This is a genomic window from Streptomyces sp. NPDC055966, from assembly GCF_042269865.1.
Lineage (GTDB): Bacteria > Actinomycetota > Actinomycetes > Streptomycetales > Streptomycetaceae > Streptomyces.
Window position 1 is genome coordinate 1 of the sequence record NZ_JBHJYK010000002.1, and the last position, 20176, is coordinate 20176.

Sequence of the window (20176 nt, forward strand, 5' to 3'; positions counted from 1 at the left end):
CTGGTTTTCTGACATGCTTTTGTCCCCTTCGCCTTTCGGATCCAGGTAAGTCATCGGGCCCAGGAACCTCCTTCCGAGTTCCTCCCGGCTGAACCGGGGATACAAACAGAGCGCCTCGTGGCGCACATGGTCCGCTCGACGACCCCGCGGAAGGTGCCCAGGCCCGTGCCGTGCTGTCGGCCGCGTTCGGCGATGACGGGACGGATACCCCGCTGCCAGCGCGGTCGTCGGTACTTGTCGTGGTCGTAGCCGCGGGCTGCGAACAGCATGTCAGGCCAGCCTCTGGGCCGGCCGACGACACCGGCACGGCCGGCACCTTGTCCAGCGGCGGCAGCAGCTGGGTGACGTCGTTGCGGTTGCTGCCTGTCAGCGACACCGCGAGCGGGATGCCCTGTCCGTCGGTGAGGATGTGGTGCTTGCTGCCCGACCGTGCGCGGTCGACCGGGCTGGGACCGCTTTTGAGCCCCGCCCGGCGCCCGCACCGAAGTGCGCGAGCAAGCCTGGCAGTTGGCCGGTGAAGCGCCAGACACCAGCCGTGCGCCCGCTTCCTGGGAACGAGGCTGCGCCTGGTTGCGGGTGAGGTTCAAGCGTCCGGCCAAGGGTTGATGCCGAGCCCACGCAGACGGGCCTCTTCCCTGCGATGTACGAATCTGGGACGGGTGACACCGCCTAAGCTGTCCCGCAAATGATCTCTGGAAGCCCCGTCTCACTCACGCCCTGCACGGTCTCACATCTGACCATTTCCTACGCGCCTGGGTCCGAGCCCCGTACACGGCGTCCCCGGTTGTGAGGACTGCGCGAAGATCCTCCACCTGCGCAGACGGGAGGGCCGGGCGGGCGACCTCGTCGGTCGCACGGCCGGCCCTCCCGCTGTGCGTGGCCGTCGGCCGCTACCGGGCCTCGTCCTGGTGGGACAGCTCCAGGTCGAAGTCGGTCACACCGCTGCCGTCCAGGCGTACGGACGTGGCGACCGGGGCGTAGCCGCTGGCGACGACGGTGTACTCGCCGCCGTCCAGGTCGGTGAACCCGTAGGCCCCGTCGGTGCCGGTGACCGCGGTGCCGACCACGTTCCCGGCCGAGTCCAGCAGGGTGACCTTGGCGTCGTCGAGCGGCGTTCCGGCGGGGGTGCTGACGACGCCGCCCAGCCGGGCGCTCGCCTCCAGGCGGATCTCGTGGACCTCCCCGGCGCCCGCGGTGACCTCGACGGGAAGCGCGGCCGGGCGGTGTCCGGGCGCGTTCACGACCAGCGTGTAGCTGCCGGGGACCAGTTCGGCGAGCGTGAAGGAGCCGTCCTCGGCCGTGGTCCCGGAGGACACGACCTCGCCGCGTACGTCGGTGGCGACCAGCAGCGCCGAGGGCACCGGGCGGGCGTCGACGGCGTCGCGGACGACCCCGGACAGGGCGACGGTGCCGCTGAGCGCGAGGTCGCAGACGACCGGCTCGTCGCCGACGAGCACGGTGACGGCCTGCGGCTGGCGGGAACCGGCGGCGGCGATCAGCACATAGGTGCCGGGGCCGGTGACGGACACCGCGTAGCCGCCGTCGGGACCGGTGACGGCACGGCCGAGCTGCCGTCCGTCGACGTCGATCACGGTGATCACGGCCTGCGCCACCGGCGCGTTGGCGCCGTCGAGCACATGGCCGCGGACGGCGTACGACGGGCCGCCCGGCACGGGCGCGAACCGGTCGGCGGGCGACGCGGCGGCGGTCTCGTCGGCGACGGGCTCGGCGGCGACCGGCGCGGCGGTCTGCTCGACAGCCTGCTCGGCGGCCGGGGCACCGTTCTCCTCGGCGGCCTGCGCCTCCAGTCCGGAGACCTTGCGCAGCGGGACCTCCTTGGTCCACACGGCGACCAGGAAGCCCAGGACCATCACGCCGGCGGCGATGAGGAACACGAGCTGCATCGAGCTGGTGAAGCCGACCTTGAACGGCTCGGCCAGGCGCGGGTCGAGCCGCTGGATGAACGAGGAGTCGTTCAGCACGCCCGAACCGCTGCTGCCGCTCGCCGCGGGGTGCTTGAGCATGTCCAGCACGGGCGCGTTGGCCGGGTTGGCGCGGACGGCCGGGTCGTGCAGCGCGGCCTGGAACGCGGGCGTCCGCGCGGCGGACCGGAAGGCGGATCCGATCTTGTCGCCGACGGTGCTGAACAGCACGGAGAGGAAGATCGCGGTACCGGCGGTGCCGCCCATCTGCCGGAAGAAGGTGGCCGACGCGGTCGCCACGCCCATGTCCTTGGGCTCGACGGCGTTCTGCACGGCCAGGGTCAGGATCTGCATGCAGCCGGCGAGACCGATGCCGAACAGCGCCATGTAGGCCATGGTCTCGGGCAGGGCGGTGTTCCACTCCACCCGGTAGTGGAACAGCAGCAGCGCGGCGATGATCAGCAGGGTGCCGATCACGGGGAAGATCTTGTACTTGCCGGTCTGCTGGATGATGCGGCCGACCACGATGGTGCCGGCGATCATGCCGACCATCAGCGGCAGCATCAGCAGGCCGGACTTGGTGGGGCTGACCCCCTTCACGATCTGGAGGTAGAGCGGGACCATCATCATGCCGCCGAACATGCCCATGCCGACGAGCACGGACAGCAGGCTCATCTTGCTGAACACGGCACTGCGGAACAGCCGCATCGGGATCAGGGCCTCCTCGCCCATCGCCCGTTCGACCAGGACCCACACGATCAGGCCGACCGCGCCGACGCCGTAGCAGACGAGGGACTTGGTGGAGCCCCAGCCCCAGTCCTGGCCCTGCTCGGCGACGAGCAGCAGCGGTACGACACCGATGGCGATGGTGAGCGCGCCCCACCAGTCGATGCGGTGCTCGCGGCGGGTGTGCGGGAGGTTCAGCACCTTGGCGACGACGAACAGCGCGATGATGCCGACCGGCACGTTGACCAGGAAGACCCAGCGCCAGCCCGTGATGGCGAGGATGCTGCCGCGGCCCGCGAGGAATCCGCCGATCAGCGGGCCGAGCACACTGGAGGAGCCGAACACCGCGAGCATGTAGCCCTGGTAGCGGGCCCGCTCGCGGGGCGGGACGATGTCACCGATGATCGCCAGCGCCAGCGCCATCAGGCCGCCCGCGCCGATGCCCTGGAAGGCCCGGAAGGCCGCCAGCTCCGTCATCGAGGTGGCGAACGAACAGGCCGCCGAGCCGACGATGAAGATCGAGATGGCCGCGAGGAAGAACGGTTTGCGGCCGTAGATGTCGGACAGCTTGCCGTACAGCGGCGTACTGATGGTGGAGGTGATCAGATACGCGGTCGTGACCCACGCCTGCGAGCTGAGCCCGTGCAGATCGTCGGCGATCGTGCGGATCGAGGTGCTGACGATGGTCTGGTCGAGCGCCGCGAGGAACATCCCCAGCATCAGGCCGCTGAGGATCGTCATGATCTGCCGGTGCGTCATTCTGCCGGCCGGTGGTGACGCGGATATCTCTGCGGTTCCCCCGCGGGCCGGGGACGCTGACATGGTCATGCGTACGAATCTCCTTGCCTCGCCTCGCCCCCCGGGCTCTTCCCGGCTCCGAGGCTCGTGTTCCTGTGGTCCGCCGGGTCGCCGTGGGGGCGCTGCACCGATCCCCGATCGACGTGCGAGCGCTCGGCTCACTCACGGCCTTCCGACGGCCCGTGCCGATCATCACTCACGTACCGTTGCTTGCGGCTACCAACTGAGTGTAGATCCTGGCCGGGCCAGGCTCTATCACATAGGTCCGATCACCCGTATGTGCGATCAACGACCGTCCGGTCATCGGATGTCCGCGCGTCAGGGCATGGCCAGCCATCCGATCACGCCGACCACGCCGAAGAGGGCGAAACCGATGCCGCATGCCCGCATCAGCCCTCTCAGCAGCCGGCCGGCCCCGGGGGACCACAACGCCGCGCCGATCCGCCCGCCCAGCCGGGGCATCGCGGTGGAGAACGCGCCGCACAGCAGGGTCAGGCCGCCGACGCCTGCCACCACGGCGACACAGATCCCGGCCAGCCGCCCGGCCGTCGGGGCGACTCCGACAAGGTAGCAATGGCCGCTCGCGTCCCGCTGGACCGGAAGGACCGTCTCCCCCTTGAACGACTCGCCGATGGAGGCGTACGGGTCCGTGACCCGATGATCGTCGGAGCGGAAGACGCCGTAGCAGTCGGTGTGCCGCTGCTTGCCGGTGCCGGAGGTCTCGCAGTATTCGATCCGCAGCAGCCCCGGCGTGCCGGACATCCGCGTGGAGTACTTCATGCCGTCGGCGAGACCCACGGCGCCGCCGATACCGAGGCCGCTGAACAGCACCCCGGCGAACACCCCGAACAGCACCATCCCGATCCGGCCCAGCCTGGTCCTCGGCTCGCTCCGGGTCCCCGCCCGAACTCTTCCCGCCCTCACCGGTGTCACGTCTCCCCCGCCTGCCCGATGCCGATCCGGCCGGTCATGATGCCACCGGCCCTGTGGTCCCCCACGCACCACCCCGGCCCACCACACCGGACCCCCACAGTTCCTGCGGCGCTCTGCACACGTGCCGCGGGCGATGCGGGCGGGCGGGGGCGCCGAGCCGGCCCTGTGCGGCCTCGGACTACAGGTCGTCCGGGGTGCCGAGGCCGGTCAGGGCGCCCACCGGGTCGAGGTCCGGGGTGCCGCGGGGCCACCAGTCGTCGCGGCCGGGCTCGGACTCGTAGGCGTACCACAGGCCGTCGCGGCCGAGGCGGAGCTGGGCGTGGCCGTGCGGGTGGGTGAGGCGGTTGCGCCAGGGGCGGAACGCCGGGAGGTCGGCGGCGAGCAGCAGCGGGCGGGCCCGGTCGAAGCGGCCGGCCGGCGGATCCCACGGCTCCTCCAGGGCGGCCAGCCCGGCGGACGCGCCCTGCCGCCAGGCGGCGACGGCCCGCGCGAGGTCGGACGGGGTGCGGCCGACGGCCGTGGCGAGCGTGGCGTACAGCGTGCGGGTGGCGGCGGTGAGGCCGGAGCCCGGGCGGGCGGCGGCGAGGCGCACCGCGTCCTGCCACAGGGTCAGCTCCCCCACCGGGTCGCGGCCGGTGTCGAGCAGCGCGTGCGCGCGGGCGGCGGCGTCGGTCGCAAGCTGGTCCAGGGCGAAGGGGTCCGGGCCGCCGGGGGCCGCGGGATAGACCGGTGGCTGCCCGGAATGCGGCGGCACCGGCAACGGCGGGGGCAGCGGCGGCAGTCGGCGGGGCGCGAGGGCGTCGGTGGCGCGCACGCCGGGCAGGGAGTCGGCCTGCCGCTCCTGGGCGGCGCGGGCCGCGCGGGCCGCGCTGCGCCGGGACAGCGCGTCGAGCAGGTCCTTCTCGCCCCGGCCGCGCAGCAGGAGCAGCACGAACGGGTCGGCGTCGAGGAGCCGGGCCGTCTGGTAGCAGAGCGCGGCGGCGTGCTTGCAGGGGTGGCCGGAGTCGGGACAGCTGCACTGCGGGGCGAGGTCGCCGGGCCCGGGCAGCAGCGGCACACCGCAGTCGGCGAGGGACTGGGGCAGCTCCTTGTCGAGCAGCGCGGCGATGTGCCCGGGCCGGTCGGCGGCCGCGTCCAGGAAGCGCTCCCAGTCCTGGTCCTCCAGCGTGCGGAGCCGCACCTGCACGCGGTACGGCCGCGGCCGGCTCCCGCGTACGTACGCCAGCACGAGCCCCGGTGTCACGGTGATCGCGTCGACGTGCCCCTGGTCGGCATAACCCCGCCCCCGCGCCAGCCGCTTGGCGTCCAGCGCCCCCTGCTCCAGCGCGTCGGCCCACGCGTTGCCCCACCAGGTCCCGGCGAACCGCACACCCTCCTCGGCCGCCGCGCGCACCGCGAACGCCGGGAACGTGCGCCGCAGTTCGGTGTCCCGGTGGGGGGTGGCCATGGTGGCGGGCAGGTACGGGTGCGCGGGGGCAGCATCGGGGGGTGACTGGTGGGAATCGTCGGCCGTGGGCACGGGGGCGGTCGGCGAGCGGTCCGGGCGGGACTCGGCGGTGGGCGTGGAGGCAGTGGACGGTGGCTCCGGGTGGGCGGGGTGTCCGGCGTCGGCGCTGGGGTCCGAGGGCCGGGGCTCCTCGTCCGGGGTGTCGGACCAGGTCGGCATCCGGAAGGCGTTGGCCGGGTAGTGCCGCATGTCCTGGGTGGCCTTGATCCGGGTCGCCCGGGAATCCGGCCCGGACGCGGCGCGGGACGCCGACGCGACGGAGCGGCCGGGCGCGGGCGCCCCGCGTCGGGTACGGGGCTGCGCCGTCCGCCCGCCCCGCGCGGCACGTCGTTCCGCCGCCTCCGCGTCCGCCTCGGCCTCGGCCCGGACTGCCTCCCGCCGGGCGGCTCGCAGCGCTTCCCTGGCAATGTCGCCGGGCCGAGCTCCGGCGGGGGTGACGGGACGGGCCCGGGACACGGGGCTCTCGTCCCGGACCGGGGTGATGGCGTCGGCCGGAGCCGTGGCCGGGCGAGGGGCGGCCGCATCCTCCGGCCACGGTTCACCGCCGCCCTGTCCCACCGGTGCCCCGGCTCGCAGCGCTTCCCTGGCGATGTCGGCGGGCCGACCTCCGGCGGGGGAGACAGGACGGGCCCGGGACACGGGGCTCTCGTCCCGGACCGAAGTAGTGGCGTCGGCCGGAGCCGTGGCCGGGCGAGGGGCGGCCGCATCCTCCGGCCACGACTCACCGCCGTCCTGCCCCACCGGTGCCCCCGTGACGCCGGCGGAGTCCTCCCCCGCCGTCGCGGACTGTGGCGCCCGCCCTGCCTGCGACCGTTTCCGTGCCTCCTTGAGCACGCGGTGGGCCAGGCCGGCAGGAGTCTCCTCGTCCCCCTCCCGTACCTGCTCGCACCCGGCCCCGGCCCCCTGCCGAGCCGGCCCCGGCTCACGAACGGCCGCGCCGGCGGGGGTCGGCTCCTCCCCGTCCCGTGCCTGCCCGCGCTCGGCGTCGGCCCGTTGCCGGGCTGCCCGCAGGGCCTGGCGGGCCGCGTCGGCGGGGCGGGGGGCGGGGGAGGTGGTGGGGTCCTCCGGGGGGAGGCTCATGGGGTCCTCCGGAGGGAGACGAGGTCGGACAGTTCGCGGTCGGTCAGCTCGGTCAGGGCCGCCTCGCCGGAGCCCAGGACGGCGTCGGCGAGGGCACGCTTGGCGCTGAGCATCTCGGCGATGCGGTCCTCGACCGTGCCCTCGGTGACCAGGCGGTGGACCTGGACGGGCTGGGTCTGGCCGATCCGGTAGGCGCGGTCGGTGGCCTGCTCCTCCACCGCCGGGTTCCACCAGCGGTCGAAGTGGACGACATGGCCCGCGCGGGTGAGGTTCAGGCCGGTGCCCGCCGCCTTCAGGGACAGCACCAGGACCGGGGTCTCGCCGGCTTGGAAGCGGTCGACCATGCGCTCGCGTTCCGGGACCGGGGTGCCGCCGTGCAGCAGGTCCACCGGGATCGCGCGGGCGGACAGGTGCGCGGTGATGAGGCGGGCCATGCCGACGTACTGGGTGAAGACCAGCGCCGAGCCGTCCTCGGCGAGCAGGGTGTCCAACAGCTCGTCCAGCAGGGCGAGTTTGCCGGAGCGGTGCGCCAGGCGACCCCCGCCCGCCTCCTCTTTCAGGTAGAGCGCGGGGTGGTCGCAGATCTGCTTCAGGGCGCCCAGCAGCTTCAGGACCAGGCCCCTGCGGGCGATGCCCTCGGCGGTCTCGATGGCGAGCAGCGACTCGCGCACCACCGCCTCGTAGAGCGCGGCCTGCTCGCGGGTGAGGGGCACCGGGTGGTCCGTCTCGGTCTTGGGCGGCAGCTCGGGGACGATGCCCGGGTCGGACTTCTTGCGGCGCAGCAGGAAGGGGCGGACCAGACGGGCGAGGCGGTCCACGGCCTCCTGGTCCTCGCCGTTCTCCACCGCGCGGGCGTGGCGGGCGCGGAAGGACTTCAGGGGGCCGAGGAGGCCGGGGGTGGTCCAGTCGAGCAGGGCCCACAGTTCGGAGAGGTTGTTCTCCACCGGGGTGCCGGTGAGGGCCACGCGCGCGGGGGCCGGGATCGTGCGCAGCGCCTTGGCCGTGGCCGAGTAGGGGTTCTTCACGTGCTGGGCCTCGTCGGCGACGACCATGCCCCAGGGGTGGTCGGCGAGCTGCTCGGCCGCCGAGCGCATCGTGCCGTACGTGGTGAGGAGGAAGCCGCCCGTCAGGCCGTCCAGGGTGCGGTCCTGGCCGTGGAAGCGGCGGACGGGCACGCCGGGGGCGAACCGGGTGATCTCCCGCTGCCAGTTGCCGAGCAGGGAGGCCGGGCAGACGACGAGGGTCGGCTCGGTGCGGGCCCGCTTCAGGTGCAGGGCGATGAGGGTGACGGTCTTGCCGAGGCCCATGTCGTCGGCGAGGCAGCCGCCGAGGCCGAGGGAGGTCATGAGGTCGAGCCAGGCCAGGCCGCGCAGTTGGTAGTCGCGGAGGGTGGCGGCGAGCCCCGGAGGGGGGTCGGCGGGGTGGAGGCCCGCCGTGAGACGGTCGCGGAGGGCCGCCAGGGCGCCGGTCGGCACGGCTTCGACGGTCTCGCCGTCGACCTCGGCGGTTCCGGTGAGCGCCACGGACAGGGCGTCGACCGGGTCGAGCAGGCCCAGTTCGCGCTTGCGGGCCTTGCGGACCAGTGCCGGGTCGACCAGGACCCAGCGGTCGCGCAGGCGCACGACGGGGCGGTGGGCCTCGGCGAGGGCGTCCATCTCGGCCTCGCTGAGCGGGTCGCCGCCGAGCGCCAGCTGCCAGCGGAACCGGAGGAGGTCCTCGCTCTCGAAGAAGCCGGTGCCGTCGGTCGCCGAGCCGGGTGCCGGGCGGACCTCGGCGGCGGCCGTGAGGTCGCGGGCGAGGTCCCGGGGCCAGTGCACGGCGACCCCGGCGGCGGCCAGCCGGGAGGCGGCGACGCCCAGCAGCTCGCCCAGTTCCTCCTCGGACAGGGCGAGCACGTCGGGCACGTCCTGCTCGGCGAACCGGTCCAGGGGCGCCCACACGCGGGCCGCGCGCCGCAGCGCGAGGGCGGCGTCCACGCGCGCGCGGGGGCCGAAGGCCGCGTCGGCCTCCCCCGCCCACAGGGCCGCCGCGTCGGCCACCAGGGTGGGGTCGGCGAGGCTGTGGACCTGCACGATCGCCGCTCCGGCGGCCCGCGCGCCGGTACTGGCGCCGGCGTCGAAGACGTCGTACGCGGACAGGTCCAGGCGCAGCGAGATCCGTACCCCCGCGTCCATGCCGGCGGCGACCTCGGCCGCCCAGGCGTGAGCGTGGGGCAGGGCCACGGGTTCGCGGGCGGCGAAGGGCCGGCCGGCGGTGTGCGGGGCGGCCGGGGTGCGCGGCAGGGTGTCGGCGACCGCGTCCAGGAAGGAGCGGACGAGGGCCTCGGGCTCGGGCAGCCGCAGCGGGCCGGTGCCGGTGAGCGGCACGGCGTGGCCCTCCGGGGGCAGGGCCGCGGCCACCGCGCGCAGATGGGCGATGTCGTCGGGCTCCAGCGGGCCGGCCCGCCAGGCGTCGTGGCCGCCGGCGGTCAGGCCCGGCAGCAGCCGGCCGCGGGCGACCAGCCGCAGCGCGTGCAGCGCGGCGGCGCCCCAGCAGGCCGTCGCCGGGTGGGCGGCCGGGTCCCGGCGGGCCCGTACCAGCAGCGGCAGGGCCTCGGCGAGCGGGAGGGTCAGCGCGGGGACCTGCCGGCGGCGCACACCGGCACCGTGCCGTCGTACGACGGTGAGCTCCTCGACGTCGCCCGGGCCGGGCAGGGGGTCGCCGTCGGGGTCCCAGAAGGCGATGCGGCCCTGGCGCGGCAGGGGCGCGGGCAGATAGACCGACGCCAGGCGCACCGGGACCAGGTCCTCGGCCCGCCCGGAACCGTCCGTGCGTCCCGCCTCCACAGCCGTACCCGTGCCCGTGCTCATATGTCCTGCCACCTCCCGCCCGCGTACCGGATCAGACGTCGTCGGACGTCATCGGACGTCGTCGGACGCCTTCGACTCTACGGGCGGGCTCTGACAACGGGCCCCGGACACCGGTCGGCACCGGCCGGGGCCCGGCGCTACGGCACCGTGCGCGAGACGACGTACACCACCGGGTTCTTCGGGTCGTACATGTTCACGACCACGTCCTGGGTGGGGGCCGGGTTCTTCTGCGCGTGGGTGAGGCCCCACCAGGGGCCGGTGCCGGTGAAGCGCCAGCCGCTGACCTTCTGGTCGCGGGCACCGATGGCGATGTCGCCCTTCCTCAGCTCGGCCCGGCGCGTGCCCATGGACTCCAGGAAGGCGTCGAGGCCGGCGTCGTTGGTGCGGAACTGCACGTAGAGGCGGCTGGTCTTCCAGTTGTTCGTCTCGTAGGAGGCGGGGGAGTCGGCCGGGTGCGGAGCCGTCACCTGGTAGAGGCGGCTCTGCACCCTCGACGGCAGGCCGGGGGTGAGGCCGGTCGCCGCGTACTTCGCCTCCTTGTCCTTGCCGCTGTTGCGGCTCTGGTTGGCGGAGATCACCAGATAGCCGGCCGGGATGCCGATCAGCAGGCCGATGATGAGCAGGGTGAGTGCGCGCCGTCTGGCCTTGTGCCCGGGGTTCTCGGCGGGGCGGCGCGGCTCGTCCGGCGGGACCGCCTGTCGGGGCAGTGCCGCGGTCATGCGGTGTCCCGGTCGCGACGGGCCTGGGTATAGCGCTCGTACCGCTCGTAGCGCTCCACGCGGCGGCGCTTGGCGCGGCGGAACCGGCGGGCGACGAGCCGGGCGAGGTCGGCTGCTCCGACCATGCCGGCCTCGGGGCCGAGCTGGGCGCGGGTGATGCGGGCCTCGGGGCGGTAGCCGCGGCCGGTGAGGTGGCGCTTGAAGGCGTCCCGGGCCGGGCCGATGAGCAGGTCGTCGGCGGCCGAGACACCGCCGCCGATCACGAAGCAGGAGGGGTCGAGGGCGGCGGCGAGGTTGGCGATGCCGACGCCGAGCCACTGGCCGATGTCCTGGAGCAGCTCGATGCACATCGCGTCGCCCTCGCGGGCCAGCTCGGTGATCAGCGGGCCGGTGATGTCGCCGATGTTGCCCTTGACGCGCTCGATGATCCCGTACGCCACCGGGGAGTCGGCGGCGGCCAGCTCCCGGGCCTCGCGGACGAGGGCGTTGCCGGAGCTGTACTGCTCCCAGCAGCCGCGGTTGCCGCACGGGCAGCGGTGGCCGCCGGGCACGACCTGCATATGGCCGAACTCGCCCGCGACGCCGAACTTGCCCCGCTTGACCTGGCCGTCCTCCAGGATGGCGCCGCCGATGCCGGTGCCGAGCGTGATCATGACGAGGTGGTCCTCGCCGCGCCCGGCGCCGAAGCGCCACTCCGCCCAGGCGGCGGTGTTGGCGTCGTTGTCGACCAGGACCGGCACGGAGAGCCGGCCGCTCAGGCGGTCGCGCAGGGGCTCGTTGCGCCAGGACAGGTGCGGGGCGAACAGGACGCGGTTGCGGTCGGCGTCGACCCAGCCGGCGGCGCCGATGCCGACCGCGTGCACGTCGTGCCGGTCGGACAGGTCCAGGACCAGTTCGACGATGGTGTCCTCGACGACCTTGGGGCTCTTGGACTTGTCCGGGGTCTCCGTGCGGAGCTTCTCCAGGATGTTGCCGTCGGCGTCCACGACGCCCGCCATGACCTTGGTGCCGCCGATGTCGATGCCGACCGTGGGAACCCGGGGTGCGGTCAGGTGGGAGCGGCGTTCCCTGGTGCCCACGGTGCGCAGGACGGGGGCTCGGCGGGAGCCGATGGGAGCGGTGAGGTCGCGATAGGTGCTCATCGTTCGTCGATTCTGCCTCACCGCAGGTATGGGTGCTGTACGGGAAGGGGGCGGGGGGGTGGCCGGGCGCGGGTGCGTCGTGGCTCGGTGCGCCCGGCCGCGGAGCCGCACATCGATGCGGCCCCGCGCCCCGGTGGGCTCGCTCAGGTTCGCCGCAGTTCGTGGACCAGGGCGTCCAGGTCGGAGCCTCCCGCCATCTGCTGGGTCAGCTCGTCCAGCGATATCCCGTCCCGTGTGTGATTGCCCACCATCGTGCCCCGGCGCAGCAGGACGAACCTGTCCCCCACCAGGTACGCGTGATGCGGGTTGTGGGTGATCAGAACGACGCCCAGGCCCTCGTCACGTGCCGCGGCCACATATTTCAGGACCACACCGGACTGCTTCACGCCCAGTGCCGCCGTCGGTTCGTCCAGGACCAGGACCTTCGCACCGAAGTGGACCGCGCGGGCGATCGCCACGCACTGGCGTTCGCCGCCGGACAGGGTGCCGATGGGCTGGTCGACGTCGCGCAGGTCGATGCCCATGCGGAGCAGGGCCTCGCGGGTGGTGCGGCGCATGAGGGCGGTGTCCAGGCGCTTGAAGGGGCCGGCGCCCTTGCGGGGCTCGGAGCCCAGGAAGAAGTTGCGCCAGACCGGCATCAGCGGGACGACGGCGAGGTCCTGGTAGACCGTGGCGATGCCCCGGTCCAGGGCGTCGCGCGGGGAGGTCAGGCGGGTCTCCTCGCCCTCGATGCGCAGGGTTCCGGCGTCGTGGCCGTGCAGGCCGGCGATCATCTTGATCAGGGTCGACTTGCCGGCGCCGTTGTCGCCGAGGACGCAGGTGATCTCGCCCGCGTGGACCTCCAGCGAGACGCCCTCCAGCGCGCGTACGTTGCCGTACTGCTTGGCCACGTCGGTCAGCTCGACCAGCGGCGTGCGCCCGGTGTCCCCGGCCGTGCCGCCGCTCATGTCGTCCGTCACGTCGTCGGTCATGCCGTCGCCTCCGCGCGCCCTCGGACCCAGTGGTTGAGCAGGGTCGCGAGGAGCAGCATCGCTCCGAGGAAGAACTTGAACCAGTCCGGGTTCCACTCGGCGAAGACGATGCCCTTGCTGGTCATGCCGAAGAGGAGGGCGCCCACGGCCGAGCCGATCGCGCTGCCGTAGCCGCCGGTGATCAGGCAGCCGCCGATGACGGCCGCGATGATGTAGATCAGCTCGTTGCCGACGCCCTCGCCGGACTGGACGGCGTCGAAGGAGAAGAGCAGGTGCTGGCCGGAGATCCAGGCGCCGAACGCGACGCCCATGTACAGGCCGATCTTGGTCGCCGTGACCGGGACGCCGACCGCACGGGCAGCGTCCTGGTTGCCGCCGACGGCGAAGATCCAGTTGCCGGCGCGGGTGCGCAGCAGGATCCAGGAGGCCACGGCCACCAGGGCGAGCCACCACAGGATGGTGACCTTGACGTCGACCCCGCCGATGGTGAGCGTCGAGGCGAAGACGGCGTGGGCGGCGGGGAAGCCCTCCATGTCCCCGATGGTCTTGGTGGACACGGTGCCGTCGATCAGCTTGGTGAAGCCGAGGTTCAGGCCGGTCAGCATCAGGAAGGTGCCCAGCGTGACGATGAAGCTGGGCAGCTTGGTGCGGGTGAGCATGAAGCCGTTGAAGGCGCCGACGGCCAGCGTCACGAGGAGGGACACGCCGACGCCGACCCAGGTGTTGGCCGTCATCTGGTAGCTGAACATCGAGGAGATCAGCGCCGAGGACGTCACCAGGACACCGGCCGACAGGTCGAACTCGCCGCCGATCATCAGCAGCGCCACCGGTACGGCCATGATCCCGATGGTCGAGGAGGCGTACAGGACCGTGCTGAGGCTGCCGGCGTCGAGGAAGCCGTCGGCGGTGACGGCGAAGAAGACGAGGACGGCGAGCGCGCCGACGACCGAGCCCAGTTCCGGCCGGGCGAGGAGCTTCTTCAGCGGAGACGTCCGCAGAATCCTTTCATCGACGGAGGTGCTCATCGGGTGCCCCGCTCGGTGTACGCGGCCAGCGCGGACGCCTGGTCCTTGGTGACGATCTGCGGGCCGGTCAGCACGGGCCTGCCGCCGCCGAGGACGTCGCCGTTGTACTTGTAGGCCCACAGCAGGTCGACCGCCTCGTAGCCCTGGAGGTACGGCTGCTGGTCCACGGCGAAGCCGAGGGTGCCGTTCTTCAGTTCGGCGGCGACCTGGGCGTTGAGGTCGAAGGTGTCGATCTCGGCCTTGCTGCCCGCGTCGCCCTTCGCCTTCACGGCGGTGTCGGCGTACGGCGCGCCGAGGGTGACGACCGAGTCGATGGATGTGTCGGCCTGGAGCTTGGCCTCGATCGCGGACTGCACGTCGGGCATGTTCGTGCCGTTGACGTAGAGCTTCTGGAGCGTGCCGTGGAAGGTCTTGGCCACGCCGTCGCAGCGCTGCTCGTGGCCGACGTTGCCCTGCTCGTGCAGCACGCACAGGGCCTTCTTCTTCCCGCGCGCGTTCAGCTCGTCGCCGACGGCCTCGCCCGCGACGGACTCGTCCTGGCCGATGTGCGTGAGGGCGCCGAAGGCCTTGGACTCCTCGGAGCCGGAGTTCACCGTGATCACCGGGATGCCGGCCTTCTCGGCGCGGGCCACGGCCGCCTTCATCGCGTCCGGCTTGGCGAGGGTGACGATGATCCCGTCGACCTTCTTGTCCACGGCCGCGTCCACCAGCTGCGCCTGCTGCTGGGCCTGGTCGTCGTGGGAGTACAGGAAGTTGATGTTGTCCTTGACGGCGGCCTGCCGGGCGCCGTTCTGCACGATGTCCCAGAAGGTGTCGCCGTCTCCGGAGTGGGTGATCATCGCGAAGGTCCAGCGCGGGGTGTTCACCGCCGCCCTGCCCTGGGCGGCCGCGGCCTTGCGGGCGTCCTCGGCCCGTTTGCCGCCGGTGCTGCTGCACGCCCCCAGGGACAGCGAAACTGCCCCCGTCAGTGCGATGACTGCCCAGGTCCGAAACCGTGCCACGAGGCCGTGCCCTTCTTGCCGTGTTCATACGTGCGGAAGGGGCCGACGATCAGTCCTCAGCGGCCCCAAATAATCCAGTATCGAACACCATGAACACTCGTGACAGGGCAGGGGGTGCGGCCGCGGACCTATTGTCCGGACATTGTGAGGAGTTCGAGGGCTCGGGTCACGGCCGTACGAGCAGCTGGAACTCGAAGGAGTAGCGGCTCGGGCGGTAGGTGTGGTCGCCGAACTCGACCGCCCGGCCGGTGTCGTCGAAGGTGGTGCGCTGCATGGTGAGCAGCGGGGCACCCTCGGCCTCGGCGAGCCGCTCGGCCTCGGCGGCCGTGGCGCCGCGGGCCCCGATGGACTGGCGGGCGCTGTGCAGGGTGATCCCGGCGGCGCGCATCAGCCGGTACAGGCCGGTGGCCTCCAGCTGCCCGGTGTCCAGGTCGAGCAGGCCGGTCGGCAGGTGGTTGACCAGGTACGCCATCGGTTCGCCGTGCGCGAGCCGCAGCCGCTCGATGCGGTGCACGTCGTCGCCCTCGGCGACACCGAGCGCGGCGGCGACCGCGGCGGAGGCCGGTACGACGGTGTTGACCAGCACCTTGGTCGCGGGGCGCTGGCCGGCCGCCTCCAGGTCGTCGTAGAGGCTGCTCAGCTCCAGCGGGCGCTTGACCTGGCTGTGCACGACCTGGGTGCCGACGCCTCTGCGGCGCACGAGCAGTCCCTTGTCGACCAGGGACTGGATCGCCTGCCGGACGGTCGGCCGGGACAGGCCGAGCCGCGCGGCCAGCTCGATCTCGTTGCCCAGCAGACTGCCCGGGGTGAGGCTTCCGTGCTCGATCGCGGCCTCCAGCTGCTGGGAGAGCTGGAAGTACAGGGGCACCGGCGAACTACGGTCCACACGGAGGTCGAGCGCGACGGTCGGGTCCACATCTGGTTTCGGCACGGGGCTGAGCGTAGCCGCGTGATGGGTTGACGGGAAGTTGTGTAGTCCGATTGTCCGGACATATGCATTGACAGCGCGCGGGGTCCGCCCTCACTTTGTTTCCATGCGCATCGGGGTCATCGGTACGGGCCGCATCGGCACCCTTCACGCGAGAACGCTCAGCCGCCACCGCGAGGTCGGCTCGCTGATCCTGACGGACGCGGATCCCGCGCGGGCCCAGGAACTGGCGCACCGGCTGGGCGAGACGGCGGCCCCGGGGGTGGACGAGATCTACACCTGGGGCGTGGACGCGGTGGTGATCACCACGGCGACGGCGGCGCACGCCGCACTGATCGGCCGGGCGGCGCGCTCCGGCCTGCCGGTCTTCTGCGAGAAGCCGATCGCGCTCGACCTGCCCGGCACCCTGCACGCGCTCACCGAGGTGGAGAGCGCCGGAACGATCCTTCAGATGGGGTTCCAGCGGCGCTTCGACGCGGGGTACGCCGGTGCCCGGGAGGCGGTGCGCTCGGGACGGCTCGGACGGCTGCACACCGTACGGGCGCTGACCTGCGACCCGGCCCCTCCCCCGGCCGACTGGCTGCGACTGTCCGGCGGACTGTTCCGGGACACGCTGATCCACGACGCCGACGTGCTGCGCTGGGTGACCGGCCATGAGGTGGTGGACGTGTACGCCGCCGGGTCGGACGCCGGGCCCGCGATGTTCCGCGAGGCCGGTGACGTGGCCACCGGCGCGGCCCTGCTCACCCTGGACGACGGCACGCTGGCCACGGTGAGCGCGACCCGGCTGAACGGCGCCGGCTACGACGTGCGCATGGAACTCGCCGGAGAGCGGGACACGGCCGTGGTGGGCCTGGACGACCGTACGCCGCTCGCCTCGACCGAGCCGACCGGGCCACCGCCCGCGGACAAGCCGTGGACGGGCTTCCTGGAGCGGTTCGGGCCCGCCTACGAGGCCGAGCTGAACGCCTTCGTCGACGTGGTGCGCGGCGAGCGGCCGAACCCCTGCGACGGCCGTGAGGCCCTCCAGGCGCTGCGGATCGCCGAGGCCTGCGAGATCTCCCGGCGCGAGCGGCGCCCGGTGGCCCTCGCGGAGGTCCCGGACCGGGCGCAGCCGTCGTACGGCTGAGGGCGGATCGGCGCGGGGCCGGGGGCCTGTCGTGCGCCTCGCTCGACTCGCTCCCCCAGCCTTCGGCCGTCAGCGGCCGGTCACCAGCGCACCGGGAGGCTGCGCATTCCCCTCATCAGCAGGCCCGGCAGCCACTCGCCCGGGGTGCCGTCGAGCGCGAGGCCCGGGGCGCGACGCAGGAGGGTGCCGATGGCGATGCGGCCCTCCAGGCGGGCCAGGGGTGCGCCGAGGCAGTAGTGGATGCCGTGGCCGAAGGCGAGGTGGCCCCGGGTGTCGCGGCGGATGTCGAAGCGGTCGGGGTCGTCGTAGCGGGCGTCGTCGCGCTGGGCGGCGGTGAGGCCGACCACCACGTGCTCGCCCTTGCCGATCGGTGTGCCGGCGATCTCCAGGGGCTCGGCGGCGAAGCGGTACGTGGCGCTGTGCACCGGGCCCTCGTAGCGCAGCATCTCCTCCACTGCGCCGTCCAGGAGGCTCATGTCGGCCCGCAGGGCGGCGAGTTGGCCGGGGTGGGTGAGGAGGGCGTGGACGCCGTTGCCGATGAGGTTGACGGTGGTCTCGTGGCCGGCGATCAGCAACAGGAAGGCCATGCCGCGCAGTTCCTGTGCGGAGAGCCGGTCGCCGTCCTCGGCGGTGGTGCGGATCAGGTCGCTCAGCAGGTCGTCGGTGGGGGCCGAGCTGCGCTTGTCCTCGATCAGCTCGGTGAGGTACTCGCCGAGGCGGACCACCGCGTCCTGCTCGGCCTCCCCGTCGGCCGGCGCGACCACCGCGGTGGACGTCTTGCGGAACTCCGCGCGGTCCATGTGCGGGACGCCGAGCAGTTCGCAGATGACCGTGATGGGCAGCGGGTAGGCGAGGGAGCCGATGAGGTCGGCGCGGCCCGCCGGGAGCATCTCGTCCAGCAGCTCGTCGGTGATCTGCTGGATCCGCGGGCGCAGTTGCTCCACCCGGCGCATCGTGAACGCACGCGTGACGAGAGCGCGCAGCCGGGTGTGCTGGGGCGGATCGGTGGCCAGCAGGTGATCGCCGACCATCTCCCGCTCCATGACGGTCACGCCGATCTTGCTGGTGTCCTTGGCCAGCCGGGGGTCGGCGAGGGCCGCCCGCGCCTCCTCGTACCCGACGACCAGCCAGGCGTCCTCGCCCCAGCCGGGCAGCCGGACACGGTGCACGGGGCCCTGCCCGCGCAGCCGGGCGTACACCGGGTGCGGGTCCTCGTGCAGCGCTTGCTCGAACTCCCCCAGATCGACCGTCTGTTGCCTGTCCACAGCTCCCCTTCCGGACTCCCCCGAGGCCCACCGGACGTCCGCCGGTACCGGGACAACGCACGGCACACGACGTAAGTGCCCGTCCCCGGCGCCCGTCTTCAGTGCCCGTCCTCGTCGAGCAGTCCCGCGTCGTAGGCGAGCAGGGCGATCTGGACCCGGTTGTTGAGGCCGAGCTTGGCGAGGATGCGCGAGACGTGGGTCTTGACGGTGGCCACGCTCATGAAGAGCTCGGCGGCGATCTGGGCGTTGGCCAGGCCCCCGCCGACGAAGACGGCGACCTCCCGCTCACGGTCGTTGAGTGCGGCGAGCCGCTCACGCGCGCGTGTCCGGCGGGAGTCGGCGGCGGTGCCCGCCGCGTGCCGCATCAGCTGGCGGGTGACGGCGGGCGACAGCACCGGCTCCCCGGCGGCGACCCTGCGCACGGCGTCGACGATCTCGGCGGGCGCGGTGTCCTTCAGGACGAACCCGGCGGCGCCCGCACGCAGGGCGTGCAGCACCTGGTCGTCCGCGTGGAAGGTGGTGAGCACCACGACCTGCGGGGCGTCCGCACGCGCGCGCAGCAGCCGGGTCGCGGTGAGCCCGTCCACCGACGGCATACGGATGTCCATCAGGACGACGTCGGGCCGGGTGCGCCCGACGAGTTCCTCGACCTCGGCGCCGTCGGCGGCCTCCCCGACGATCTCGATGTCCTCGGCCCCGCCCATCATCAGCGCGAGTCCGGCGCGCACCAAGGGGTCGTCGTCCACGAGGAGGAGTCTGATCGGCGTCATGGGCCCAACGTAATCACGGTTCGCGCGGCCCGTGGCCCCGTCCGTTCACCCCCAGGGCAGCCAGGCCCGGATCTCGAAGCCGCCGTCGGGTGTGGTGCCGTGCTGCAGGCGGCCGCCGGCCAGGGTCGCGCGTTCGGTGAGGCCGATCAGGCCCTGGCCGGAGCCGGGGACGGGCGGGGCCTCGGACTCGGGCGGCGGGTTGGTGACGGTGATCGCGAGGCCGTCGCCGCCGGCGCCGGTGAGACGGAGGGTGACCTCGGCGCCGGGGGCGTGCTTGCGGGCGTTGGTCAGGGCCTCCTGCGCGATGCGGTACGCGGTGCGGCCGACGGAGGCGGGTACGGCGCCGGGGTCGGCGACGCGATGGTCGAGCGTGATCTTCATACCGGCCTCGCGGCACTCGGCGACGAGCGGTTCGAGCGCGGCGAGCGTGGGCTGCGGGCGGCCGCCCGCCGTGTCGTCCGAGCCGCCGGTGCGCAGCACCCCGATGATCTCCCGCAGGTCCTGGAGGGCCTCGTGGGAGCTCTCCCGGATGACACCGGCGGCCCGCACGATCTCCTCCCGCGGCGCGTCCGGCCGGAACTCCAGGGCTCCGGCGTGCACGCTCAGCAGGGTCAGCCGGTGGGCGAGCACGTCGTGCATCTCGCGGGCGATGTCCTCGCGGGCGAGGCGCTGCGCCTGCTCGGCGCGCAGCCGCGCCTCGGTCTCCGCCCGGTGGGCCCGGTCCCGGAGGCTCAGCATCAGCAGCCGCTTGGAGCGCACGAACATGCCCCAGCCGACGACGCAGACGGTGAGCAGCAGCGCGAAGACCAGGGAGGCGAGGTACGGCAGCCCGCTCTCGGGGCGCAGCCAGTAGTAGAGGGGGGCGAGGGCGAGGGTGGCGCCGGCGGTCCAGGCGACGTACCGGAAGGGCCGGTGCACGGCGACGGTGAACAGGGAGGCCAGTTCGGCCCAGCCCGCGGTCGAGGAGACGAAGCCGACGGCGATCATCGCGACGGCGAGCCCGACCGGCCAGCGGCGGCGCACCCAGACCGCGAGGCAGGCGAGGCCGCCCAGCACCACGTCGGCGGCGACGAGCCCCCTGGGCACGTCGGGGTGCTGCACCAGGGACAGCGCGGTCACCAGGTACAGCAGGACGACCATCAGGAAGCAGCAGGTGTCGACGGCCCAGTCCCGGGCCGTGCGCCGTGGCCGGCGGCCCTCGGGGACCGCGTCCGGGTCCAGTTCCCGCACCACGGCCGACGGGAGCATCCAGCGGCGCAGCCCGTTCCCGGGGACGGGCACCGGCTGGGGTCGGTCTTCAGTCACGGTCGACAAATCTACGCAGAGCCCACCCCTGCCCGCCGCCCCGCGCGCGGGATCGGCTACCAAAGTCGCGAGATCGCCGACTTTCGTACGGCTCCGCGCCGCGGGC

General features: G+C 73.2%; 14 protein-coding genes and 1 pseudogene. 1 reads left to right on the top strand and 14 read right to left on the bottom strand.

Annotation, left to right across the window (positions count from 1 at the left end; genetic code table 11):
* Nucleotides 1-128: 128 nt before the first annotated feature.
* The 11 genes and pseudogenes from ACFC8N_RS04410 to ACFC8N_RS04460 form a co-directional block, all read right to left on the bottom strand.
* Nucleotides 129-460, bottom strand: a pseudogene (locus ACFC8N_RS04410) (transposase); the annotation flags it as partial.
* Between the two features lie 430 nt (nt 461-890).
* Nucleotides 891-3476 carry an MFS transporter gene (locus ACFC8N_RS04415; RefSeq protein WP_376286289.1) on the bottom strand — a complete coding sequence of 862 codons (2586 nt, stop codon included), beginning with the start codon at nt 3474-3476 and terminating at the stop codon, nt 891-893.
* 288 nt (nt 3477-3764) lie between these two features.
* Nucleotides 3765-4304 carry a hypothetical protein gene (locus ACFC8N_RS04420; protein WP_376286292.1) on the bottom strand — a complete coding sequence of 180 codons (540 nt, stop codon included), beginning with the start codon at nt 4302-4304 and terminating at the stop codon, nt 3765-3767.
* Nucleotides 4305-4557: 253 nt separating this feature from the next.
* Nucleotides 4558-6966, bottom strand: coding sequence for an SWIM zinc finger family protein (locus ACFC8N_RS04425; protein ID WP_376286295.1), 2409 nt, complete (start codon nt 6964-6966; stop codon nt 4558-4560).
* Nucleotides 6963-9815, bottom strand: a complete 2853-nt coding sequence (locus ACFC8N_RS04430; protein ID WP_376286298.1) for an SNF2-related protein — start codon at nt 9813-9815, stop codon at nt 6963-6965. The genes ACFC8N_RS04425 and ACFC8N_RS04430 overlap by 4 nt, the downstream gene beginning before the upstream one ends.
* A 137-nt stretch (nt 9816-9952) precedes the next feature.
* Nucleotides 9953-10534, bottom strand: a complete 582-nt coding sequence (locus ACFC8N_RS04435; protein ID WP_376286301.1) for a sugar kinase — start codon at nt 10532-10534, stop codon at nt 9953-9955.
* Nucleotides 10531-11676, bottom strand: a complete 1146-nt coding sequence (locus ACFC8N_RS04440) for an ROK family glucokinase (protein WP_356025258.1) — start codon at nt 11674-11676, stop codon at nt 10531-10533. The genes ACFC8N_RS04435 and ACFC8N_RS04440 overlap by 4 nt, the downstream gene beginning before the upstream one ends.
* A gap of 143 nt (nt 11677-11819) precedes the next feature.
* On the bottom strand, nt 11820-12623 hold the full coding sequence (locus ACFC8N_RS04445) for an ATP-binding cassette domain-containing protein (protein ID WP_376287085.1): 804 nt from the start codon (nt 12621-12623) through the stop codon (nt 11820-11822).
* 20 nt (nt 12624-12643) lie between these two features.
* A complete protein-coding gene (locus ACFC8N_RS04450; protein WP_356025256.1) occupies nt 12644-13672 on the bottom strand; it encodes an ABC transporter permease in 1029 nt (342 codons plus the stop codon).
* Nucleotides 13669-14673: a sugar ABC transporter substrate-binding protein gene (locus ACFC8N_RS04455; RefSeq protein WP_376286304.1), complete on the bottom strand. Its 1005-nt coding sequence runs from the start codon at nt 14671-14673 to the stop codon at nt 13669-13671. The genes ACFC8N_RS04450 and ACFC8N_RS04455 overlap by 4 nt, the downstream gene beginning before the upstream one ends.
* Before the next feature lie 166 nt (nt 14674-14839).
* Entirely contained in the window at nt 14840-15589 is a 750-nt protein-coding gene (locus ACFC8N_RS04460; protein ID WP_356025445.1) for a GntR family transcriptional regulator, read from the bottom strand.
* Between the two features lie 118 nt (nt 15590-15707).
* On the opposite strand from ACFC8N_RS04460, the gene ACFC8N_RS04465 reads away from it, so the two are divergent.
* Nucleotides 15708-16730, top strand: coding sequence for a Gfo/Idh/MocA family oxidoreductase (locus tag ACFC8N_RS04465; protein WP_356025252.1), 1023 nt, complete (start codon nt 15708-15710; stop codon nt 16728-16730).
* An 80-nt stretch (nt 16731-16810) separates the two neighbouring features.
* Here the strand turns inward: ACFC8N_RS04465 and ACFC8N_RS04470 are convergent, their stop codons facing one another.
* The 3 genes from ACFC8N_RS04470 to ACFC8N_RS04480 form a co-directional block, all read right to left on the bottom strand.
* Complete coding sequence (locus tag ACFC8N_RS04470; RefSeq protein WP_362820749.1) at nt 16811-17995, bottom strand: cytochrome P450; 1185 nt, start codon at nt 17993-17995, stop codon at nt 16811-16813.
* 98 nt (nt 17996-18093) lie between these two features.
* Complete coding sequence (locus tag ACFC8N_RS04475) at nt 18094-18765, bottom strand: response regulator (RefSeq protein ID WP_376286308.1); 672 nt, start codon at nt 18763-18765, stop codon at nt 18094-18096.
* 45 nt (nt 18766-18810) lie between these two features.
* Nucleotides 18811-20079, bottom strand: coding sequence for a histidine kinase (locus tag ACFC8N_RS04480; protein ID WP_362820747.1), 1269 nt, complete (start codon nt 20077-20079; stop codon nt 18811-18813).
* Nucleotides 20080-20176: the final 97 nt, after the last annotated feature.

Bases quoted from the DNA above. Each gene is read 5' to 3' on its own strand.
- ACFC8N_RS04415 (WP_376286289.1), bottom strand. From the start codon at position 3,476: ATGACCATGTCAGCGTCCCCGGCCCGCGGGGGAACCGCAGAGATATCC.
- ACFC8N_RS04420 (WP_376286292.1), bottom strand. From the start codon at position 4,304: ATGGTGCTGTTCGGGGTGTTCGCCGGGGTGCTGTTCAGCGGCCTCGGT.
- ACFC8N_RS04425 (WP_376286295.1), bottom strand. From the start codon at position 6,966: ATGAGCCTCCCCCCGGAGGACCCCACCACCTCCCCCGCCCCCCGCCCC.
- ACFC8N_RS04430 (WP_376286298.1), bottom strand. From the start codon at position 9,815: ATGAGCACGGGCACGGGTACGGCTGTGGAGGCGGGACGCACGGACGGT.
- ACFC8N_RS04435 (WP_376286301.1), bottom strand. From the start codon at position 10,534: ATGACCGCGGCACTGCCCCGACAGGCGGTCCCGCCGGACGAGCCGCGC.
- ACFC8N_RS04440 (WP_356025258.1), bottom strand. From the start codon at position 11,676: ATGAGCACCTATCGCGACCTCACCGCTCCCATCGGCTCCCGCCGAGCC.
- ACFC8N_RS04445 (WP_376287085.1), bottom strand. From the start codon at position 12,623: ATGAGCGGCGGCACGGCCGGGGACACCGGGCGCACGCCGCTGGTCGAG.
- ACFC8N_RS04450 (WP_356025256.1), bottom strand. From the start codon at position 13,672: ATGAGCACCTCCGTCGATGAAAGGATTCTGCGGACGTCTCCGCTGAAG.
- ACFC8N_RS04465 (WP_356025252.1), top strand. From the start codon at position 15,708: ATGCGCATCGGGGTCATCGGTACGGGCCGCATCGGCACCCTTCACGCG.
- ACFC8N_RS04475 (WP_376286308.1), bottom strand. From the start codon at position 18,765: ATGACGCCGATCAGACTCCTCCTCGTGGACGACGACCCCTTGGTGCGC.